Source organism: Peptacetobacter sp. AB800 (genome assembly GCF_047807365.1).
GTDB lineage: Bacteria > Bacillota > Clostridia > Peptostreptococcales > Peptostreptococcaceae > Peptacetobacter.
The window spans coordinates 20,497-43,663 of the sequence record NZ_JBLOUI010000020.1 but is presented as its reverse complement, the minus strand read 5'-3'; the positions used below and the strand labels follow the sequence as shown (position 1 = coordinate 43,663).

The 23,167-nt window shown below is 31.1% G+C and carries 19 protein-coding genes; 3 read left to right on the top strand and 16 right to left on the bottom strand.

The window, feature by feature from the left end:
• Nucleotides 1-133: 133 nt before the first annotated feature.
• From ACK2WN_RS07255 to mutS, 14 genes are all read right to left on the bottom strand, one after another.
• A complete protein-coding gene (locus ACK2WN_RS07255) occupies nucleotides 134-823 on the bottom strand; it encodes a DUF554 domain-containing protein (protein ID WP_201417200.1) in 690 nt (229 codons plus the stop codon).
• A gap of 25 nt (nucleotides 824-848) precedes the next feature.
• Complete coding sequence (locus ACK2WN_RS07250) at nucleotides 849-1,364, bottom strand: prolyl-tRNA synthetase associated domain-containing protein (RefSeq protein ID WP_300530369.1); 516 nt, start codon at nucleotides 1,362-1,364, stop codon at nucleotides 849-851.
• Nucleotides 1,365-1,711: 347 nt separating this feature from the next.
• Entirely contained in the window at nucleotides 1,712-3,076 is a 1,365-nt protein-coding gene (locus tag ACK2WN_RS07245; protein WP_416155247.1) for an MATE family efflux transporter, read from the bottom strand.
• 151 nt (nucleotides 3,077-3,227) lie between these two features.
• The gene (locus tag ACK2WN_RS07240; protein ID WP_416155246.1) at nucleotides 3,228-4,790 is read right to left on the bottom strand and encodes a glycine betaine ABC transporter substrate-binding protein; all 1,563 of its coding nucleotides are present in this window, start codon (nucleotides 4,788-4,790) and stop codon (nucleotides 3,228-3,230) included.
• A 2-nt stretch (nucleotides 4,791-4,792) separates the two neighbouring features.
• Nucleotides 4,793-5,944: a betaine/proline/choline family ABC transporter ATP-binding protein gene (locus tag ACK2WN_RS07235; protein ID WP_416155245.1), complete on the bottom strand. Its 1,152-nt coding sequence runs from the start codon at nucleotides 5,942-5,944 to the stop codon at nucleotides 4,793-4,795.
• A 645-nt stretch (nucleotides 5,945-6,589) separates the two neighbouring features.
• Nucleotides 6,590-7,936 carry a Sapep family Mn(2+)-dependent dipeptidase gene (locus ACK2WN_RS07230; RefSeq protein ID WP_416155244.1) on the bottom strand — a complete coding sequence of 449 codons (1,347 nt, stop codon included), beginning with the start codon at nucleotides 7,934-7,936 and terminating at the stop codon, nucleotides 6,590-6,592.
• A 239-nt stretch (nucleotides 7,937-8,175) separates the two neighbouring features.
• On the bottom strand, nucleotides 8,176-9,813 hold the full coding sequence (locus tag ACK2WN_RS07225; RefSeq protein WP_416155243.1) for a cell wall-binding repeat-containing protein: 1,638 nt from the start codon (nucleotides 9,811-9,813) through the stop codon (nucleotides 8,176-8,178).
• 259 nt (nucleotides 9,814-10,072) lie between these two features.
• Nucleotides 10,073-10,594 carry a CAP domain-containing protein gene (locus ACK2WN_RS07220; RefSeq protein ID WP_416155242.1) on the bottom strand — a complete coding sequence of 174 codons (522 nt, stop codon included), beginning with the start codon at nucleotides 10,592-10,594 and terminating at the stop codon, nucleotides 10,073-10,075.
• 84 nt (nucleotides 10,595-10,678) lie between these two features.
• On the bottom strand, nucleotides 10,679-10,939 hold the full coding sequence (locus tag ACK2WN_RS07215; protein ID WP_416155241.1) for a hypothetical protein: 261 nt from the start codon (nucleotides 10,937-10,939) through the stop codon (nucleotides 10,679-10,681).
• A 105-nt stretch (nucleotides 10,940-11,044) separates the two neighbouring features.
• Complete coding sequence (locus tag ACK2WN_RS07210) at nucleotides 11,045-12,337, bottom strand: aminotransferase class I/II-fold pyridoxal phosphate-dependent enzyme (protein WP_416155240.1); 1,293 nt, start codon at nucleotides 12,335-12,337, stop codon at nucleotides 11,045-11,047.
• A gap of 24 nt (nucleotides 12,338-12,361) precedes the next feature.
• Nucleotides 12,362-12,589 (bottom strand): RNA chaperone Hfq, encoded by a 228-nt coding sequence (gene hfq, locus ACK2WN_RS07205; protein WP_300530078.1) that lies wholly within the window; start codon nucleotides 12,587-12,589, stop codon nucleotides 12,362-12,364.
• A 48-nt stretch (nucleotides 12,590-12,637) separates the two neighbouring features.
• Nucleotides 12,638-13,567 carry a tRNA (adenosine(37)-N6)-dimethylallyltransferase MiaA gene (miaA, locus tag ACK2WN_RS07200; protein ID WP_201417191.1) on the bottom strand — a complete coding sequence of 310 codons (930 nt, stop codon included), beginning with the start codon at nucleotides 13,565-13,567 and terminating at the stop codon, nucleotides 12,638-12,640.
• Between the two features lie 23 nt (nucleotides 13,568-13,590).
• On the bottom strand, nucleotides 13,591-15,651 hold the full coding sequence (mutL, locus tag ACK2WN_RS07195; RefSeq protein ID WP_416155239.1) for a DNA mismatch repair endonuclease MutL: 2,061 nt from the start codon (nucleotides 15,649-15,651) through the stop codon (nucleotides 13,591-13,593).
• 18 nt (nucleotides 15,652-15,669) lie between these two features.
• A complete protein-coding gene (gene mutS, locus ACK2WN_RS07190; RefSeq protein ID WP_416155238.1) occupies nucleotides 15,670-18,606 on the bottom strand; it encodes a DNA mismatch repair protein MutS in 2,937 nt (978 codons plus the stop codon).
• A 242-nt stretch (nucleotides 18,607-18,848) separates the two neighbouring features.
• Here mutS and ACK2WN_RS07185 point away from each other — a divergent pair, with 242 nt between their 5' ends.
• From ACK2WN_RS07185 to upp, 3 genes are all read left to right on the top strand, one after another.
• Nucleotides 18,849-19,277, top strand: coding sequence for a 4Fe-4S dicluster domain-containing protein (locus ACK2WN_RS07185; RefSeq protein ID WP_300530085.1), 429 nt, complete (start codon nucleotides 18,849-18,851; stop codon nucleotides 19,275-19,277).
• 351 nt (nucleotides 19,278-19,628) lie between these two features.
• On the top strand, nucleotides 19,629-20,549 hold the full coding sequence (locus ACK2WN_RS07180) for a hypothetical protein (RefSeq protein WP_416155237.1): 921 nt from the start codon (nucleotides 19,629-19,631) through the stop codon (nucleotides 20,547-20,549).
• A 208-nt stretch (nucleotides 20,550-20,757) separates the two neighbouring features.
• Nucleotides 20,758-21,387 (top strand): uracil phosphoribosyltransferase, encoded by a 630-nt coding sequence (gene upp, locus ACK2WN_RS07175; RefSeq protein WP_300530089.1) that lies wholly within the window; start codon nucleotides 20,758-20,760, stop codon nucleotides 21,385-21,387.
• 184 nt (nucleotides 21,388-21,571) lie between these two features.
• On the opposite strand, the gene ACK2WN_RS07170 is transcribed toward upp, so the two are convergent.
• Together ACK2WN_RS07170 and ACK2WN_RS07165 are read right to left on the bottom strand one after the other, a co-directional pair.
• On the bottom strand, nucleotides 21,572-22,576 hold the full coding sequence (locus tag ACK2WN_RS07170; RefSeq protein WP_270839410.1) for a hypothetical protein: 1,005 nt from the start codon (nucleotides 22,574-22,576) through the stop codon (nucleotides 21,572-21,574).
• 1 nt (nucleotide 22,577) lies between these two features.
• Nucleotides 22,578-23,030 carry a DUF4869 domain-containing protein gene (locus ACK2WN_RS07165; RefSeq protein WP_270839408.1) on the bottom strand — a complete coding sequence of 151 codons (453 nt, stop codon included), beginning with the start codon at nucleotides 23,028-23,030 and terminating at the stop codon, nucleotides 22,578-22,580.
• Between the last annotated feature and the right edge of the window lie 137 nt (nucleotides 23,031-23,167).

The window sequence follows — 23,167 nt, the reverse complement described above, 5'->3', positions numbered from 1 at the left end:
CAGAAGTAGTTAGCGAGTGGCGGACCGACATACGCTTTGAAGCGTAGCTGGAAGTTGAGCCTTATAGGCGTCAAATGAAGAACCCCCAGTTTTACTGGGGGGTTCCTTTTTTTATATATTTCGTATTAAATTTTTACACTAGTCCTATTAGTCCCAACACTACCGGCACCAATATCCCCGGCAATAGATTCGCTATTTTTATATCAGTAACCTCTAAAAGATTAAGTCCAAGTCCAACAATCATCAAACTTCCAACAGCAGTCATCTCTGCTATAACAGCCTGACTTAAAATTCCAGATAAGAACGACGCACATAGCGTAATCCCACCCTGATATAAAAGAACTGTCACAGATGAAAATATAACCCCTATCCCCATAGAAGCAGAGAATATTATAGAACTAACTCCATCTAGTACAGTCTTTGCATAAATAGTATCGTAATTGCCAGCAAGTCCTGCCTGAAGCGCTCCAACTATAGACATCGCACCTACACAGAATAATAAACTAGCATTTACAAAACCTTCTGCAATTCTACTTTCTTTTCCATTACCTTTATCAAGTTTTTTCTGTATTGTTTCTCCAAGTTTATTTAGCCATTTATCAATATTTATAAGCTCACCGATTAACGCACCAACAGCCATAGAAACTATAGTGATTATCGTATTATTGCCTTCTAATGCTCCCGAAAAACCTATAAACATCGCACAAAGTGCCAATCCGTTCATTATAATCTTATTAAATCTCTCTGGTATACCGCCTTTGATAAAAAGACCTACTATACACCCAACTATTATAACGCCGCAATTTACTAATGTTGCTACCATAAAAAATATCCTTTAACTCCAAATCCTATAATTCTATTTCGTTTAAAGTAACACCTATATAATCAAGATATTTTTTAAGACCATCTAAAGATATAGTTACTGTTTTGTAGTTTACATTTGGATGGAAGTTTAAAAGCTCCCCTGTTAAAAGTTCTTTTTCTATATAAAGTTCAACAACTTTTTCTTCATCATTAACTAAAGAGAATGGATTTACACTTCCTGGAACTAATTTTAATACTTTCATTAATCTATCTTCTGATGCGAAAGAAAGATTTGTGCTGCCTATAAGTTTTTTAACTTCTTTAAGATTAACTTGTTTTGCGTCTTCTGCAACTATAAGATAATATTTGTTTCCTTTTGCATTTCTAAGGAATAGATTCTTAGCGTGAAGACCTGGAGCCTGTTCTTTTATCTTGTTAAGATCTTCTGCTGTGTATAGTGGCTCGTGTTCAACAACACCGTAGTCTACACCAAGCTCGTCTAATATATCGTACACCTTCTGTTCTATTTCAGTAGGTTCAGTTGTATATATTTTTTCCATAATAAATACCTCCAATTTTTTCTATTATATTATAGATATTGTTTTAGCTTTAACTAAATTTTACCACATTATAGGAAAAATTTAAAAGAGAATTGTACGAATATAATAAATATTTTTTCAGAGTTTATCTTTTAACACCAAATTTTATCACGATAACATAAAAAACTCCTTAACTATTCTTCAACAAATGAATTAAGCTTTGCAAGATAATAAACTGAGGACAAGAAGTATAACTGCTAAAAAGCGACAATACTACAAGCGCCCCACAACTGCTAAATATGTTACTCTAACAGTGTGGGGCGCTGAAGCCTGGAGCTAAGAGTAGTTATACTCTTGTCCTTTTATTATTAACAAGTTGTTCCATCTGGTATATGCTTAATCTTTTCGTCGTAAATCTTCTTAAAGAATCCTAAACAAAGCACAAGTGAAACAATCTCAGCTATCGGATAAGATAACCAAACAAGATTAATATTTCCAGTTCTAGACATCAAATACGCAACTGGTAAAAGTACAAATAACTGTCTAGCAACTGATATAATAAGCGAGAACGAACTCTGGTTTAGTGCCTGGAATACAGTACTTAGAACAATACTAGCACCTGCCAAAATAAAGTGTGTCGCTATAATTCTAAGCCCAGGAACTCCTATTCTAATCATTTCCTCTGACGGATTAAATATACCTAAAAGTACCTTAGGAACACATTCAAATAAAACTGTTCCAAGAATCATTATTCCAATAGCATAAGTTGTAGCTAATTTAATTGATTTTAATATACGCTTTCTATTCTGCGCACCGTAATTGTATGAAACTATTGGAACTAAACCATTGTTTAGACCAAATATAGGCATAAATACAAAGCTCTGTAGCTTTATATACACTCCAAAGAATGCTGCTGAAGTCTTTGTAAAAGTAAGTAAAATCTGGTTCATACCAAATGTCATAACTGACGAAATACTTGCCATTATTATACTCGGAATACCAACTCTATATATTTTACCTATTATATTTAGAGATGGTCTAAAGCTTCTAAAGTGAAGATCTATATCGTGATTTATCTTGTGATTGAAAAACATCGCAAGTGTCATAGCAGACATCTGCCCAAAAACAGTTGCAATAGCTGCACCAGCAACACCTAGTTTTGGTGCTCCAAATAATCCAAATATAAAAATCGGATCTAATATGATATTGACTATAGCGCCTGTCAGCTGAGATATCATAGAGTAGAAAGTACGACCTGTTGCCTGAAGAATTCTTTCAAATGTTATCTGTAAAAATATCCCAAAAGATAACGAACAACATATTGTCATATAAGTTATTCCATACTCAGTTATCCTTTCTCCAGCATTTTGCATTATAAAGAAAGGACGGCTAAATAACATTCCTATTACTAAAAATGCCACCCAGCTCATAATTGCTAAAAATACACCATTATTAGCAGCTGCACTTGCTTGTTCCCTATTCTTTTCTCCTAAACTTCTTGAAAGCAGCGCATTTATACCAACACCTGTACCTGTAGCAACCGCAATCATAAGATTCTGTATTGGAAACGCTAAAGATACCGCAGTCAGCGCATCCTCATTAATCTGCGCAACAAACATACTATCTACTATATTATATAGTGCCTGAACAAGCATCGAAATCATAATAGGCAACGACATAGTAATCAATAGTTTATTTATAGGCATAACTCCCATCTTATTCTCTTCTGCCATTTTTCTTACCCCCTTGAACTAATAATAAAAAAATCATATTAAATATAATTGCTTTTAAATTTATTTTTACTACTTTAATATTATAATAAATATAAAAATACATCGCAACTAAAAAAAGACTGCTACAAAATTTGCAACAGTCTCATATTTCTTATTTAATTAATCCTTTTTCCTGTAGGAAGTCCTTAGCTACATCTGATGGTTTCTGTTTCAATTCATCAACTCTGTAGTTTAAGTCTACCATTGTTTCTTCATTCAAATACTGACCTAACTCATTTAAAAGCTTTTCAACTTCTGGAAAGTCTTCTTTTACCCTGTCATTTGTAATAGGTATCGCATTATAAGGTAGGAAGAATTGTTTATCATCCTTTAGTACCTTTAAATCGAATTTTTTAAGAAGTCCGTCAGTTGAATATGCATCTATAACATCACATTCGCCACTCATTAAAGCTGTATATCTTGGAGATCCATCTATTGGAACTATATCTTTGAAGTTTACTGGATAAGCTTTCTGAAGACCTACTAAACAGTCTTTTCTTTCGACAAATGTAAGTGTTGGAGAGAATACCAACTTATTAGAAACTCTAGCCAAATCGCTAATTGTTTCTAGGTTGTATTTTTCTGCAGTTTCTTTCTTAACAGCTAATGTATATGTATTATTAAATCCTAATGATTTTAATACATTTAAGTTGTACTGAGATTTCATTTCATCTTTTACTGTATTATAAACTTCTTCAACATCGCTATTAGGCTCTTTTCCAAGAACACTTCCGTATATTGTTCCTGTGTAGTCTACGTATAAATCTACATCTCCACCTTTAATAGCATCTAGCACTATTGAAGATGCTCCAAGTGAAAGCGACTGATTTACCTTAATATCACTATTATCTTCTATATAATATTTTAATATGTAGTTTAGAATTTCCTGTTCTGTAAAGTCCATACTACCTATTGTAATTTCTCTGTCTGAAGTTACCTTTGTCAACGCACTAAATACAAAACTTCCAATAAGTGCTACACAAAGCACTGCAACTACAACTTTATCCATAACTTTTGCGAATTTACTTCTATTTACAGAAAGCTGTAAATTTTTAGGAGTAACTACTCTTTCAAGTACTGAGAATATGTAGTCTATCAATAATGCAAGTATACAAGCTGGCACTGCACCTGCTAGTATCTGTGCGTTATTTACTGTACGAATACCTGCATATACTAGGTATCCAAGTCCTCCAGCACCTATGAATGCTGCAAGTGTCATAAGACCAACTGCACCAACGGCACTTATTCTAACCCCTGCCATTATAACTGGAGCAGCTAGCGGTATCTGTACCTTGTATAGTATCTGGAATCTATCAAGTCCTATACCTTTTGCTGCCTCTATTGTATCTGGGTTAATGTTGTTAAGTCCTGCAACTGTATTTTTTATAATTGGTAGTAATGAGTATAGAGTAACCATTACTATTGCAGGCTTTGTACCTATCCCAAATAGAGGAATCATAAACCCTAAAAGAGCCATTGAAGGTATTGCCTGTATGATATTAGTCATACCCATTATAGGTTTCTTAGCTGGTTTGAAGTATGTTATAAGTATCCCAAGAGGAACACCTATAAGTATTGCTATAGCTATTGCTATTACAGTTAACTGTATATGTTCAATACACAAGTTTAAAACTGTTCCTGAATTTTGTTGCATATATTCTATAAAACCACTCATTTTTATTCAACCTCACTTTCATCGTATTTCTTAGAAAGTGCTGTAACAAGTGTACTCTTTGTTATAAGCCCTACTAATTTTTCATTGTCCACAACTGGAATTGTGTACATATTAAATTCCTTTGCTTTATTTAACACACCTACTATAGAATCTCTAGGTGATACAGATACGCAATTTGTATCCATTATATCTAATACTCTTTTTGTTCTATTGACTTCTAATGATGCATCAGATGCATATACTTTACCTAAGAATTTTCTATTTTCGTCTATTACCATTAAACTATCGACTCTGTGCTCTCTCATTATATTTTGAGCTTTGATAGCTTTTAGTCTTGATATACAAACTATAGGATTTTCTATCATTATATCTTCTGCTTTTATAAGCTCTGGAGAGTCCCAGATACGTTTCTTTCCGACAAAGTTTAAAACAAAGTCGTTTGCTGGATGTTTTAATATCTGCTCTGGAGTATCAAACTGCTGAATTTTTCCTTCATTTAATATACAAATTCTATCAGCTAGTTTTATAGCTTCACCCATGTCATGAGTTACAAAGACTATTGTTTTTCTTAATTTGTCCTGCAATGCTACAAGCTCATCTTGTAACTGGTTTCTTGTTATTGGATCCAGTGCACTAAATGGTTCGTCCATTAATATTATGTCCGGATTACTTGCAAATGCTCTTGCAACTCCAACTCTCTGCTGCTGACCACCACTCATCTGAACTGGATATTTATCCATATATTCATCTGGATTAAGCCCAACCATTGTAAGCACATTTCTTACATTTTCTAGAAGTTTTTCAGCTTCTTCTTTTTTTCCTTCTTTTTCCTTGTTTCTTTTATTCTTTATTTTTGGTATTAATTCGATATTTTCCCTAACTGTCATATGAGGGAAAAGCCCTGTCTGCTGGATTACATATCCGATATTTCTTCTAAGCTCTATTTCGTTTTCCTTACTTATATCCTTTCCATTAACGTATATAGTTCCGTCTGTTGGGAGTATTAATTTGTTAATCATCTTTAAGGCAGTTGTTTTACCGCATCCACTTCCTCCGATTATACAAACAAATTCCCCTTCTTCAATATTGAAAGATACATTATCCAGTACTTTTTTGTCTTTAAATGATTTTGATACATCTTTAAATTCAATCATAACTGAACACTTCCTTTACTTTTCCTTATATTATCTATTAGTTATTGTTATATACTTTATCATTTTTCTGAAAATTAATCAAATAATTACAATTTGTAACTTCTTTATAAAGTAATCTTTCATTTTTTAGACAATAAATATTTATACATGAAAAAACTTCTATTTTTTATCCTTATCATAGTATATTTGTTGAAATTTCAATCATTGTAAATAGTATGTTTTTTTAAACTTAGAAATAATCATACTAAATTCTAATTCGCTCTATTTATATTCACTATTATTTTATATTAGATTCATTTTCTAGCAAAAATAAAAAAATGCAAGCATTTTTTATAACGCTTGCATTTTAAAATTCAATATATTTGTCGTTTTATACTATTTATTTTTATGTTAGTAAAATTTTTTATAATTTTCAACTTAATTTTTTGATATTTTTCAAATTTATCTGAACTTTCGACTAAAAACTTTGTTGTTGTATTAAAGTTGTTTCTATCTTTTCTTTATTAAATAAAGAATATTTAACTATTTTTTTAACAAAAAAATATTTTTTATATTTATTCAAAGTCTGCTTAAAGTATTTTTTAAGATAAAGTTTTTTAAAGTTTTTTAAAGTTTTCTATATACTAGCTAATATATTAATAAAATCTATAATTCTAGTAATCTATAGACAGATAAAGCATATATTTCAGTAGCTTTTATCATATTTTTTATGTTTACTCTTTCATTTTCCTGGTGCTCAGTTTTTTCATCAAATGGGAACATTGCTCCAAAAGCTACACAGTTATCAAGAGCTTTTGCATAAGTAGCTCCACCTGATGATTTTGGTGTTCCTTCAAGTCCTGTTTCCTGTTCGTAAACAGATACAAGTGTCTTTATAAGCTCAGAATCTGCTGGAACATAAAGAGATTTTAGTCTATCAAACTCTTCAAATTCAAGTCCATAGTTAGCAGCATTTTCTTTTACTGCATTTTCTAAATCTTCTATAGTGAATTTTACAGGTACTCTTGAATCAAACCCTATCTTAGATTCTTTTTCGTTTATTATAAGCTCGCCTAAGTTTAGAGTAAGTGTCCCAGATACGTCATCTACGCAATTAGGAAGTATCTTGCTACCAACTGAGTCAGATAATTCGGCAACAAATCTTACAACATCATCTTTTACACCTATTTCATAAAGAGCTTTACAAAGTCTTTCTATTGCATTTACTCCCTTGTCAGCAGATGCAGCGTGTACTCTTTTCCCAATAACAGTTATGCTTTCTCCATCTTTTTCATATTCAAATTTTAACTCATCTAGTTTTTCTGCTAATTTGTCGGCAAGTTCTCCAGTATAATTAGCTACTCCAGGAACTGCATTTAATGCTCCAGATATATTTAAACTTAAATCTTTAGATCCTTTTCCTCTTAAATAGAACTGCACTAGAGATTTTTCTGCATTTGTCACTGGGAATGAAGAATCTGGTGTAAATCCCATAGATGGTATTTCTTCACCATTTTCTGTGTATTTTGCAATACATCTCCATAAATTTTCTTCGTCACCACCGATTATAAATCTAACTCTTTTGCCAAACTTAACCCCAGCATCTAAAAGAGCCTTAACAGCGTACATTGCAGCTATTGTAGGTCCTTTGTCGTCCTGAGTTCCTCTTCCGTATATGTATCCATCTTCTTCAGTTGCTGAAAATGGAGGGAATTTCCACTTAGATTCATCTCCTATAGGAACAACATCTATATGCCCTAATATTCCAATAAGCTCCTCTCCTTCTCCAATTTCTGCATATCCATAGTATCCGTCTTTGTATACAGTCTTAAACCCTAGAGATTCTGCTATTTCTAAAGTTTTTCTAAGAGATTCGTCTACTCCCTTACCAAAAGGCATTGATTCTGTTGCTGTATCTTCATCCATAACACTATTTATTCTTACAGCAGCTTTGATTGATTCAATCATTTCTCTGCTATTTTCATTAACTATATTTTTAATTTTATTTTCCATTTTTAATTTCCTTTCATAATATTTAATTTATTTTCACAGTTTTTATTATATCATGTATAATTAGTTTTTAAGAAATTTTATTAAGTTAGATAAAAAACTTATTACTTTAATTATTTGATGTTTAAAAGTTTTATTTTTTATATATCAACAAAAAAAGAGAGCCGAAGCTCTCTATTTTTAGTAATATAATTTTGTTATATTAATATTTTTTAGTTAATTAAATTACTTTTGATAATATATTACCATCCAAAGTCAGTAGTTGCATAAATCTTACCATCATTTGACTGATAAACTGCAACACCTACATGATTATATGAACTACTTAACATATTTCTATTGTGTCCATCAGATTCTCTCCAGTTTTCAAATGAATATTTTGCAAATTCTTTTGCTGTTAAATTACGTCCAAAAGAGTAGAATATATTTTCTCCAGATAACATAACACTTCCACCCTCATTAGGATACATATCATCTATCATTTGTCCATTATATTTATGATCAAAGTAATTATTATCTGCCATGTGTTTAGATTTTAAATATGCCCATCTTTCTAATCCATATTCTGGTGTTAGAGGCTGTACTATTTTAGAAACTCTATGCTCATTTATTAATTTATAGAATTCTTTTCTATATTCCGCCTGATAAGCTTCAGAGTTTACATTTATATTTGTACTAGGTTCATTTCCTTCTGGTTTTTCATCATTTAAATCTGTTCCAACAGCAAGGAATCCTGGTTCATGTAAAACTCTTCCATCTTTTAATGTTACATAAAATTCTATTGGAAATCCACCTGCTACGCTTGTATCAATTTCATGAAGAGGTTTTTCATCAGGACCACCTGTACCTATCCATTTAACTTTATGGGTTATGTCAGTACCATCTATATCAGTTGCTTTTATTTTATATTGCTCAAATGGGAAATCTTCACATCTCATTATTTCAGCATAGTCATTTCCCACTACTAAAGATGATTTATCTACTTTATCTTCATTTTCAAATATAGAATCAACTATTGATTTATCCATTCCACCTACTTGAATTAGTGTAGATTTATTATTTAATATACTCTTATCTGAAGTACTAGATACAAAAACTACACCATCAGTTTTTGCTAAAGAAGATACTGTAAGAGCATCTACTAATTTGTCGCCTTTTGTAAAGTATAATTTATCTGAATTAGCATAGAATTTTTCTACTACAACTTTGTTAGTCCGATATCTATTTGAACCACTTAATCTTACTGCTCCAAATTTATTTACTAATGAACTTGAAACAACTGCTTCTCCTCCAACAACATAATAGCTAACTCCAGATCTCTTTTGCTGATTTGTTGAATTTCCATTAGTTAATAGTATTGGAGCTTTATCTCTAGCTGCTACAGCTGCTACAGACATTGCATCTGCTTCACCTTTGTTTCCATTAACTATAAATGCTTCATCATAGTTTCCTACAAGTGCAGCAACTTTTTCTGAAGTATCAATTCTATTTTTACCCTCTATTCTCTGAATTGCTTTACCCTGTAGTTGGTTTTCAACATTTTTGCTTATTGCAGCAGTACCACCGATTATGTAAACTTTCTTTACATTTTGAAGTCTAGATAATGTTTCTGATGGTATAGAATTCTGTCTTACCAATAGTATTGGAGCGTTTTCTTTACCTGCTAACGAAGACGCAGAAAGTCCATCTGCTAAGCTTTTATCTGAATTTACAAGTATTGCTGTATCATAATTTCCCATTCTATCAGCAATTTTTGCAGCAGTGTCGTATCTGTTTGACCCTACTATTTCATCCTTATTTGCTGCAGATACTGGAACAATAGAAGTTCCTAGTAATACTGCACATAATACTAAAGCACTTGCCTTTTCTCTAAATTTCATAAATATCTCTCCTTTTTTGAAATAATTTTTAGAATTTTAGGAAAATATCCCATATTTAAAATAACATATTTAAGTTTTTTAGTAAATAGTTGCTAACAAATATTTTATTAAAATTTTTCTATAAAAACAATTATTATTAGTATTTAAATTCTTTTGAATAATTTGCAAAATAAAAAGGAGCAATTGCTCCCTTATTTACGCTACAAATGTTACTGTACTACCTTTTTCTTAAATTTCATATTATATCACTAATTTATATTTATTTTATTGTATTCCAAGTAACAAGCTCACTAATATCATAAGCAGCATAAATCTTACCATTACTAGCTTTTGTAACATGAAATCCATAATAATCCACCTGTTCAGAAAGTAAAGCATCATTGTGCATAGGAGAATCTACCCATGATGTGAAGATATGATTAGCTAAATCTTCTGGTTTTAATCTATATCCAGAACTCATATACACATTTTCACCTAAAGGACATATTGAACCTTTGCCGTCACCCTGAACATCTGGATAGATATCCCAAACCCAAAGTTTGTATCCCATAGTGTCGCCCTTTCTCCATCTATCCGTATAAAGCTTTGTCTGATTATCATCATAAGTATGTCCACAATAACCTAAATCAGCCATATGGTTAGCTTTTAATCTTGCTAATTCACTAGTTCTACTTTCTAATGAAATTGGATTTCTATTTGCTCTATGTTTCTGTAAAAGTCTATCAAATTCAGCATTCAATCTTCTCTGGTATGATGCTGAATTAACATCATAATCAGCCACTGCACCTCTAACTCTAACTTTTAATTCTAATGTAGATGTAAGTCCACCTTTATCCGTAACTTTTGCAAAGAATTTGTAATCACCCTAAACTGTTGTGTCAGGTAAATTTGTGAACACAACTTTATTAGTTATATCACCATCTTCTGCATCTAAAGCTTTAACTCCATATCTATTAAAATCAATTTTAGCACCATTATCTATAACATATATTTTATTTCTTGATGTTAATACAGGAGCTGTATTCTTTCCACTTGGATTCTGTTCATCGGGGTTCTGCTGTTCATCAGGATTTGGTTTATTATCATCTGGCTTAACTGGTGTATCAAAACTTACATTAAAATTCATACCTCCAACCTAAACAACTTCTTTATCTTTTAATATACTTTCTATCTTTTTAGATAAATAAAAAAAGAGGTTTTTGCAAAAAATTGCATCAACCTCTTATTTTACTTATTTCCCCTGTTCTCTATGTAGATCTTTTATTCTCTCTATAGCCTTTAATGTACCCATCTTAGAATGGTCAAATGTAAGTCCACCCTGGAAGTAAACATTGTATGGTGGTCTTATTGGTGCATCAGCACTTAATTCTATTGAAGAACCCTGAACAAAAGCTCCTGCAGCCATTATAACCTCATCTTCGTACCCTGGCATTGCCCATGGAACTGGTGTAACGAATGAATCAACTGGAGCTGCATACTGAACACCTTCACAGAATCTAACAACTTCTTCTGGACTTCCAAGCTGAACACACTGGATTATATCACTTCTTAAGTCGTCATAAGCTGGAAGTACTTTATATCCTAATTTTTCAAATGCTCTAGCGCAGAATATGGCACCCATTACAGCCTGAGATACAACATATGGAGCCATGAAGAATCCCTGAAGTACACTTCTTGTAGTTCCAAATGTAAGACCACATTCTTTACCTATACCAGGACAAGTTAATCTATATGATATCTGTTCAACTAAATCATGTCTACCAACTATATATCCACCAGTTAAAGCAAGTCCTCCTCCTGGGTTTTTGATTAATGATCCAGCCATTATATCTACCCCAACATCTGTTGGTTCTTTAGTATCTAAGAACTCACCGTAGCAGTTATCAACCATTATTATAACTTCTGGTTTAACTCTTCTAACTTCTTTAACAGCTTCTTCTATATCTTCTATTGATAAAGATTTTCTCCATTCATATCCTTTAGATCTCTGTATCATAACTAATTTAGTTCTGTCATTTATTTTAGCTTCTATACCATCTATATCTATATTTCCATCTTCTCTAAAATCTAACTGACTGTATGTAACACCGTATTCTTTTAGGCATCCTTTTTCTTCTCTTATACCTATAACTCCCTGAAGAGTGTCGTATGGTGCTGATGTTATAGAAAGTATTTCATCTCCTGGTCTTACTAACCCCTGAACAGTTAATGATAGAGCATGAGTACCATTAACTATTATAGGTCTAACAAGTGCATCTTCTGTATGGAATACTTTTGCGTATATTTCTTCTATTTTTTCTCTACCTAGGTCATTGTATCCGTATCCAGTAGTCCAGTTGAAGTGGTTATCACTTAAATTGGCTTCCTGCATAGCTCTTAATACTTTATACTGATTGTATTCTCTTATTTCTTTGATCTCATCAAATTTAAATTTGATGTCTTCCATAACCTCTTCTGAGAATTTCATCATTTCATCGTCTATATTGTAGTGTTCTTTTAAAAAATCTCTTGTAATATCTAACATTTCTTGCTCCTTTTTCTTTGTATCTTAGTATATTATGCTTATATTATCTACTGGCTGAACAGTAGATACAGCGTGTTTGTATATTAAGCTCTGTTTCTTATCTTCTCCCTCTAATAGAATAACATAGCTGTCAAATCCTTTTACAGTTCCTTTGACCTTTACACCATTAACAAGATATATGAAAACAGTTTTTTTCTCTTTTCTCGCCTGATTTAAGAATAAATCCTGTAAGTTTAATACTGTATTTTTCATTTTCTAATCCCCCTAAAATAATTTATTTAAAATCAAAACTTTTTCTTACTAAAGCATTTCTTTGACATAAGAAACAACTGCATCTTTTAATTCTTCGGCTGAATCAAATTTATCAATTTCAAACCATTTTGCATCTTCGTATCTTCTAAACCAAGTTAGCTGTCTTTTTGCATAACGTCTAGAATCTCTTTTTATTATTTCTATAGCTTCGTCAAGAGTGTACTCTCCATCGAAGTATTTTATAATTTCTTTGTATCCGATTCCCTGCATAGAAATCATATCTTTTGTGTATCCTTTTTCAAGAAGTCCTTTAACTTCTTCAATTAAACCATTTTTTAGCATTATATCAACTCTTAGATTTATTCTATCATATAATGCCTGTCTATCTCTATTTAAAACTATTATAATTGGTCTATACTTTTTATTGTATCTTAAATCTTTTGAGAAGTCATTCATCTTTTCTCCACTCATAGCAACTTCTATTGCTCTTATAACTCTTTTTGTGTTGTTTGGATGAATTCTTTCAGCAGCTTCTTTATCTAATGAAACTAGTTTTTCGTACATATACGCAGGTCCATTTTCTTCAAGTTCTTTGTTTAATTCTTCTCTTAGTTCCTGATTTGCGTCAGATTTTCCAAAGTCCATATCGTATATTAAAGAGTTTAAATAAAGTCCTGTTCCTCCAGTGACTATTACATTTTTTCCTCTACTAGAAATTTCATCTATGTATTCTTCTGCCATTCTTTTGTATTCAGATACAGAAAAAGGCATATCTGGCTCTATTTCATCTACTAGATAGTGCTTCACTCCCTGCATTTCTTCTTCAGTTACTTTTGCACTACCTATGTCCATATATTTGTATATCTGCATTGAGTCTGCAGATACGATTTCTGCATCAACTGCCTTTGCAAGCTGTATTGAAAGATCTGTCTTTCCAACTGCAGTAGGTCCAGTAAGGATTATTAGTGGTGTTGTCATAATACCCCTCCCTTCTTATTTTTCTACATTATTCTTTTAAACATCTTTTCTATTTCAACTTTAGAAATTTCTACCATTGTAGGTCTTCCATGTGGGCAAGTGTATGGATTTTCACATTTTTCAAGTTGTCTAAATAGAGATTCTATTTCTATATTTTGAATTCTATCGTTTGCTTTAATCGCCGATTTACAAGCCATTATCGCAAATCTATCATCTTTTAAATCGTAGTTATTTGATATTTTATCTATGTTGTCTATCAATTCTAAGATGAATTTTTCCGATTGCGGAGTTCCAAATAGGTTAGGTACACCTCTTATCAGGATATTATTCATCCCAAATATTTCTACTTCAAATCCAAAGTTTCTAAATATATCTAAGTTTTTTTCAACTTGTAGCATATCCACGCTTGATAGCTCTAACACAATTGGATCTAATAACATCTGCATGTGTACTTCTCTTTTGTGGAATGCGTTCATATATCTTTCAAACAGAACTCTCTCATGTGCTGCGTGCTGGTCCATTAGATACATAGATTCTCCCTTTTGAAGTACTATATATGTATCAAATACTACTCCAACAACTTTATAATATTTAAGAGAGAATCCAGCTTCTTTTTTCTCTATTTCGTCTCTCTTTTCTGAATCAAGTATTGCACCATCTGCTGTGAATGCCATCTGTGATTCAGTTTCAGATATTTTATCATTATCCTCTATTTTTACAGCACTACTGTAGTTGTTTTTATAGTTATCCACATCGCTGTTATAACTACTAAACCCACTAGAATAGCTTTCTCTTTTATTTGTTTTATTATCATAGTTTTTAAATGAACTATTCTTTGTTGCATTAGATTTATTTTTTATTTCTTTTTTCTTTTTCTCCTCAAAATCATCTAACTTAATAAATGAATTTACATCTACCTCATCAGATAAGTCTATCGGTTTAATATTTTTATCGTCAAGTTTTGTATTTGTTTCACTAAAATTAGTCGTAGTATTTCCAAAATCCTGATTTTTAAATGCATTACCGCTAAAGTCTTGTTTTACTGCCCTATCCTTAGGAACTCTGTCAAATGTTTCATACTTACCAATAAGGCTTTGTTTAAGCAGTTTTGCCCTAATATATTCCATTATTTCTAATTTTATCTCGTTTTCCTTTTCAAACTTAACCTCAATCTTGCCTGGGTGTATGTTTACATCCACCTTCTGTGGATCAAGGTACAAGTTTATGAAACAAACTGCGTGCTTATTTATAGGAATTATAGATTTATACGCATTTGCAATCGCATCGTAAATTATCTTGCTTTTTACAAATCTTCCATTTATATATACATGCTGTAGATTTCTGTTTGAGCGGTATATATTGTTATTTCCTATGTATCCATCTATTTTGAAAAGGCTGCAATCATAGTTTATTTCAATCAAGTTTTCAGAAACTTCTCTGCTATATATGCTTCTAACAGCACTTACTAGTTTTCCATCTCCTGGAGTGTTGACCATTAGTTTTCCTGCATTAAGGTATCTAAATTTTACATTTGGATATCCTATCGCAAGCTTGTTCACAATGTCTGTGATATTCATAAGCTCAGCATGGTCTGTTTTTAGGAATTTTTTTCTCGCTGGAGTATTAAAGAATAAATCTTTAATCACGATAGATGTTCCAGTATTTGCACCAACAGCTTCTTTTGCTTCTATATTTCCACCAACTAGAGTGATTTTTGTTCCAACAGCTTCATCCTCAAATTTTGTAGTCATTTCAAGCTTTGACACTGCACAGATAGAAGCAAGTGCCTCTCCTCTAAATCCAAGCGTAAATAGATTAAACAAGTCGTCTATTTTGTCTATTTTACTAGTTGCATGTCTTAAAAAGCACTTTTTAACCTCACTTGAAGGAATTCCACATCCGTTGTCTGTTATTTTTATAAGTGACTTTCCACCGTTTTCAACCTCAATTATTATCCTATCAGCACCAGCATCTATTGAGTTTTCAACCAATTCCTTCACTATAGATGATGGTCTTTCAACAACTTCTCCAGCTGCAATTTTGTTTATAGTTATTTCGTCTAGCAGGTTTATTCTATTTTTCATAATAATCCTCCTAACAATTTATTTTGAGCTTTCTTCCTGAGCTATTTTCTGAAGCTCGAATATTTTGTTCATAGCATCAAGTGGAGTCATATTCATCAGATTTAGAGATAGTACCTCTTCCTCTAATTTACTCTTTTCCATACTTCCAAATGAAATCTGAACTCCTGAAGTACTGTATTCCACTTTTTTGCTCTTTTTAGACTGTTTTTCTTTTAATTGTTTAGAAAGCGAATCTATCTTTTCTTCAAGTTCTTTATTTCTATTGTTTATCTCATTATTTTTTAATTCTAATTCTTTTCTTGCTTCGTTTAATTTTATATTTGAGCTTTCAAGTTTTTTGTTTTTATCGTTTAAGTTATCGTTATAATTTTTTAAACTACTGTTTTCTGTTTTCAGATTGCCTATTTCTAGTTTTAAATCTTCATTATCATAAGCTGATTTTTCAGCAACTCTATCGTTTATATGTACAACATTTTGTACAATTTTACTGTTTTCTCTATCAGAAGATAATGCATTTAATACACTCATATTGCTTACGTGGTTCTTTTCTAAATCAGAAAGTATCTCAGAAGATCTGTTTATAACCTCATCTGGAAGTTTTGCCAGCTTAGCAACATATATACCATAACTTTTATCTGCTGCCTGAGGAATTATTTTTCTAAGAAATATTACATCATTCCCATCTTCTTTAACACCTATAGAATAGTTCTTAACTTCATCAAACTCATCTTCAAGGTCTGTAAGCTCGTGGTAATGAGTTGCAAATAATGTCTTACATTTTATATTTTTCTGAATGTACTCAACTATAGACCAAGCTAAACTTATTCCGTCGTAAGTACTAGTTCCACGACCTATTTCATCAAGTATAACTAAACTCTTGTCTGTAGCATTTTTTAAAATCATTGAAACTTCATTCATCTCAACCATAAATGTAGACTGTCCCTGAGATAAGTCGTCGCTCGCTCCAACTCTTGTAAATATTCTATCCATTATTGGAATATCAGCATATTCTGCTGGGACAAATGAACCTATGTGAGCCATAAGTGCAATTATCGCAGTTTGTCGCATATATGTAGATTTACCTGACATATTTGGACCTGTGATTATGTTTATAGTATTTTCTCCAGTTTTTAAATACGTATCATTTGGAACAAAGTTTTCTATTCCGACGATATTTTCTACAACTGGATGTCTACCATTTTTTATCTCTAATCTATTTTCGTTGTTTATATTTGGTTTTACATATCCATTTTGTGAAGCTGTTTCTGCAAGTGCTGCATATACGTCGACATTTGCAACAATATGAGCAACTTCCTGTATTCTATTTATATTTCTATAAACAGCACTTCTAATTTCTGTAAAGATTTCATATTCTATAGCTTTTATTTTTTCTTCAGCATTTAGAATTTTTTCTTCTATTTCTTTTAGCTCTGGAGTGATAAATCTCTCTGCATTGCTAAGTGTTTGCTTTCTTATATAACTTTCATCAATATTTGCCTGAGATAAATTAGCTTTAGTAATTTCTATATAATATCCAAAAACTTTATTAAATCCTATTTTTAATGATTTAACCCCAGTTCTTTCTTTTTCCTTAGCTTCTATATCTTTTATTATATTTGCTCCATTTTTAGAAATATCTCTAAGCTCGTCAAGCTCCTTGTTATAGCCTGTTTTTATTATATTTCCGTCCTTTATTGTAATCGCAGGCTCCTCTTTTATAGAATCCTCTATTAATTCATAAATATCCTCTAATGTGTCCATTCCATCTATGTACTCTTTTAGGATTACACAGTTTGAGTTTTCAACTGTATCTTTTAATAGAGGTAATTTTTCTATAGAGTGTTTTAAGTTGATTAATTCCTTAGGAGTAACTTTTTCAAATGCTATTTTCCCACAGATTCTCTCTATATCGTAAATTTTCTTTAGTGTTTCAATTAAGTCTTCTTTTAGAATATAATTGTCGTTTATTTCTTCTATTATGTTTAATCTGTACTCTATTTTTTCTTTGTTTATAAGTGGTTGTTCTACGTATTTTCTAAGAAGTCTACCACCCATTGAAGTAGATGTTCTGTCTAATACATGAAGCAGTGATCCTTTTTTCTTTCCACCTCTTATAGTCTGTGTAAGCTCAAGATTTGTTCTTGTGAACATATCAAGTACCATATATTCTGATGAGTTGTACACGTTTATAGAGCTCATATTAGACGTTATCTGCTTCTGAGTAGAATATATATAGTTTAGGATTATAGCTATACTTTTCTTTATAAGTCCGTCGTTATCTAAATCCAATGTTTCTATATATTCACTTGGGAAGTAATCAAATATTATTGACTCATCTTCCATATCATCGTCAAAGCTTTCATTTATGTATATATTTCCAACTGTTGCAATATCTCTTATCTTATCAATAAATGAAGGGTCGTTTAATATTATCTCAGAAGGATTTACCTTTGCTATTTCTTCAACTATTTTATCCTCGTTTAGATAAGTCGCATTTAATTCTCCTGTACTTATGTCTACATATGATAACCCGATCATATTTTTGTTTCTGTATATAGACATTAGGTAGTTGTTTTTCTTGTTTTCTAAAAGTGATCCGTCAAGAACTGTCCCCGGAGTTATAACCCTTATAACATCTCTCTTTACTATTCCTTTTGCTTTAGCTGGATCCTCTAGCTGTTCACCTATTGCAACTTTGTATCCGTTTTCGACTAATTTTGATATATATGAATTGGCAGAATGAAAAGGTACCCCACACATTGGAGCTCTTTCTTCTAATCCACAAGCTTTTCCTGTAAGTGCTATTTCTAGTGTCTTTGAAGCGACTATCGCATCGTCAAAGAACATTTCATAAAAGTCGCCTAATCTGTAAAATAGTATACAATCTTTATATCTATCTTTCGTTTCCATATACTGTTTCATCATGGGCGTAAGTTTTTTTCTATCTACTTCCATCTTATTCCTCCATTTCAAATTATTATTAAAATCAATTACTTTTTTCTTTTTCTTTTTATCAAATAATTTCCATCGTTCATTTGTCTAAAATTTTGTCTCATTGTTTTATTATACCATATTTTTTAAAAGTTACGCAGTATAACTCTATCCTTCAAATGTAATTGAAAACATTCTTTCTTTCGTGTAAAATTAAATCGTATTATTTTTTTCGTGACAGAATTTTTTTGGGGGAGGTTTTATTTTTGAAAAAGATTGTTTATAATATGGACCTTTGTAATGGTTGCTTCAAATGTCATGCAGCTTGTGCAAATGTTCATTCGGATAAAGGCGGTTTAAGCTGCAGAAAGATGAGAAGGATTGAAAATCCTGTTACAAATACTTTTAGACTTATTACAGATGCTTGTAGACATTGCGAGGATCCAACTTGTCTTAACAACTGCTCTCATGGTGCACTTTCTGTAGATCCAGAAACAGGTTTTGTAATTACTCATGAGGAAAATTGTATAGGATGCCAGATTTGTTCGTTTGTATGTCCGTTTGATATACCTAAATTTACAAACGAAAAATTAGTAAAATGCGATGGATGTAATGATAGAGTAAAAGCTGGACTATTACCTGCATGCGTGGAGGCATGCGAATCTCACGCATTAAGAATTGTAGATGTAAAATAGCAAAAAAGAGAAGTAACAATTAACGCTCCATGCAATCAAGTTGCATTGTCGCTGTTAATTTGTTACTTCTCTTTTTTTATATTTTAAATCAGCAATCCTTGATGCATGTTATTCTTCGGCAATGCATTGTAAATTTATTTACCATAATTAAATAGCTTCTTTTTATTGCAGTTTGTTAAATTGTAATTCGCGAGATTTTTTATTTTAGTGTTATTTTCCTCAGATTTTTCATTTGGTTTTTTATATTATAAGTTATAATATAGTTATAGATAATATTTTATTAAACTAACCAAGAACGCTCGTGACTTTAGTCGTGGGAGGTTCTGTCCTTATAGAAAGGAGTTTTTTCCTATGAAGCTTATGTACGATGAAGAGATTTTATATAAAGTTATGACAGAGCAAGTTTTGCCAAATGTGTCTAAAGAGATTTATTCTATTCCCAATCATTTAATCCTTGCCGTTATTCAAAAGATAAATAATGTATCATTTAATCAAAATTGTATAATTTCTATAAATAATGAAGGGCTTTTGTTTGGTTTTATGAGCAAATTGAAGGTCGATAAGGCGACTGATTATCATTTCTTTAAATTTAAAGATATGCAGGGAATTGCCTTGAAAAATGGTATTTTCGGTATGAAGATAATTATCCAATTTAAGAGCGGAACGAGATATCAATTATATGCAAGTAAGAAAAGCAACAATAATCTACCAAATCAGACAGAAAATCTAGGGTATATTATTTCTGTACTTGCATCCAAAAATCTAAATGATATGAGTAGCAAAAAGTACAGTGGAATAAAGTGGGAAAATAGAAAGTCGTCGTTTGTCTATGTTTCTACTTTAATATTGGCTCTACTAATTCCAATCTGTTTTATAAATCGTATAAAAAGTACTTTGCTTTTCACTGTTATAGTTGTCGCTGTTTGGATTGTACATTTCGTATTGTTTTCTGCACTTGCAACTTCTAGTGAAAAAAGAAAGAATAAAAAATTTACAGAGGAGTACAATAAAATTATTGAAAAGTATAATGAGGCAAAAGATGATTACCAATTATACTGTGATTTAAAAAATATTTTAAATCATCCTCGTACTAAAGACGCTAAAAATGCATATTATTTATCTCTGTCTACAGCAGCGTCAAATATAGGATATTTTAATGAATCTCTAGATTATTTGGATATGGTCGAATATTTAGAGGGCGATATTTTGAATAAAGCTGTTAATCAGCAGAGAGAGGATATAAAAACACGAAGATATAATCAAAATAATTAAAGAATTTTCGTGTTTTTGTATGAATTTATTTTGAATTTTTAATAATAAAATGAATTAATTTTATTATTTTTAAGCAAAATACAAAAAACAGATGAAAAATGTTAAGATTTTTGGTATAATATGAAAAAGTGTGTGTATATTAATAATCGATTACGCATAAAACAATTTTTATTGTTTAACATATTAAAATTTTAGGAGGCTTATCTATATGAACAAAGTAGTAATAATGGATCATCCATTAGTTCAGCACAAATTAACTTTAATGAGAGATAAAAACACTGGAGCAAAAGATTTCAGAGAATTATTAACAGAAATAACTATGCTTATGGGATACGAAATAACAAGAGATCTTCCACTTGAAGAAGTTGAAATAGAAACTCCACTTGTTAAGACTAAAGCTAAAGTAATAGCTGGTAAAAAATTAGGTATCGTTCCAATATTAAGAGCGGGATTAGGAATGGTAGACGGATTACTTTCATTAGTTCCAGCTGCTAAAGTTGGTCATGTTGGTCTATACAGAGACCCAGAAACTTTAAAACCAGTTGAATATTACAGCAAATTCCCTAAGGATATAAACGAAAGAGATATGATAGTTGTAGACCCAATGTTAGCTACTGGTGGTTCTGCAGTTGCAGCTATAGACGTTGTTAAAAGAGAAGGAGCTAAAAGTGTTAAATTAGTTAACTTAGTAGCTTCTCCAGAAGGAATAGCAGAAGTTCACAAATATCATCCAGACGTTGATATATTTGTAGCAGCTCTTGACGAAAGATTAAATGAACATGGATACATATTACCAGGTTTAGGAGATGCTGGAGATAGATTATTCGGAACTAAATAAAAAGGACAAGAGTATATCTGCTCTTGGCTCCAGGCTTCAGCGCCCCACAACATTCAGCAGTTGTGGGGCGCTTGCAGTATTGTCGCTTTTGAGCAGATATATCTCTTATCTTCAGTTTGTTATTCTGGTACAAGGAAAAACTACTCACATAATGATTGTTAGTAGTTTTTTTATTATGAAGTTACTATTTCTCAAAGTTTCTATTATAAAAGTCTTGTTCTAATAATTTTTTTCTTATTCCAAATAAAGTACTATCTGAAAAGTAATCGCCATTTACACCTTTATTATAGTCTTCCTTAATTTGTTTAGATACTGATATTAATATTGCTGTGAAAAATTGTTCCCAGCTTTCAAATTCCTTACTATCAACATATTTATATGGTTCTTTTAATATTGAACTTATCTGTGGTAAACTCATATAGTCTTTTAAATTTGGGACGAGTTCATCGTATTTACCAGTAGATAGCAATAAATGTTCAAAAGACTCTGGTGCACATATAGTTAAATTTAAACTATATAATACTCTATAATAACATGCATCCATATATGCTCCAAATGCTGCTCCGTCAACAATTATAACTATATTTTTATGAATTTTAGAAAACTTTGATATAGTTTTAAACACTGATGAATTACCATTTGCTGTTTCACATTTATTTTCTCCAAAAATCTTAGAGAAACAAGAATATCCTGCGCCACCATCTTCTACTATAATAAGACTAGCATCATCTAATATTTTAGAGATATGATTTTCATATAGTGGGACAAGTTCATTATATGTTTTAGTAGTCTTGCTGTATTTATTTCTATTATTTATAGTATATATTGATTTTATACTGTATGGTAATTGATATAAATTCTCTCTAGTTACAATAACAAAATAATTACTGCTCTTTTTTACATATTCAGCAAATTTTTTACTTGTAATATTAGTATCAAATTCATCAATGAAAATTATGGTATCTTCTATTTCATTTAATTTTTCTATATTATCGTCATTAATAGCTTTACATGGTTTACAACAGTCAATTTTAATACCTATAGAAGGATCACGTGAATCTCTTACCATCTGTACTAATACTGATTTACCTTTTCCACTATTTCCTGTTATAATAGTTATATTTCTTTCTAACTCAAATTCATACCCAATTTTAGCACTTTGAATAGACACTTTAACCTTACCGAGCATATTATTCACCACCTAAAAACTCTTCCGCTACTATTAAAAAATCTAACATATTTGTAACGTAAGTATCATTATTCAAAATATGTATTTTAAATTCTCCAAATCCAAAATCCATAATATGTCTAAAATTTACAAATAACTCTTTCTCTTGTGCAATTTTAAGTATCCATTTTGCACAATTATTTCCACAGGCAGTTCCATTAAAATGTTTATCTGTCATAAGCATCATTATCAATGTCTTAACACCTCCTGATAAATCTTTAGGAGTTATTAGACCTAAATAGGGACTGTCTATTATACCTTCAGCAATAACATCTGAATCATCAATATCTTTAACCATTTGAATAACATCCGGATTACTAAACCATTCTCGTTCAAAATTATAATCGAAATATTTATCTGGATTCCAAACGAAACCTTTTTCTATAGTATCTCTACCAAAATAAACATGTAACATATAATCAACTCCTCTTGATACATTATATCAAATAATACAATAAATAAAAACTTGACTAATCGTAAAATCAAATTGGATTTTCATTTCATATATTATTTTTTAATCATATAATCTTTTAGCCATATTTTCTATAACTT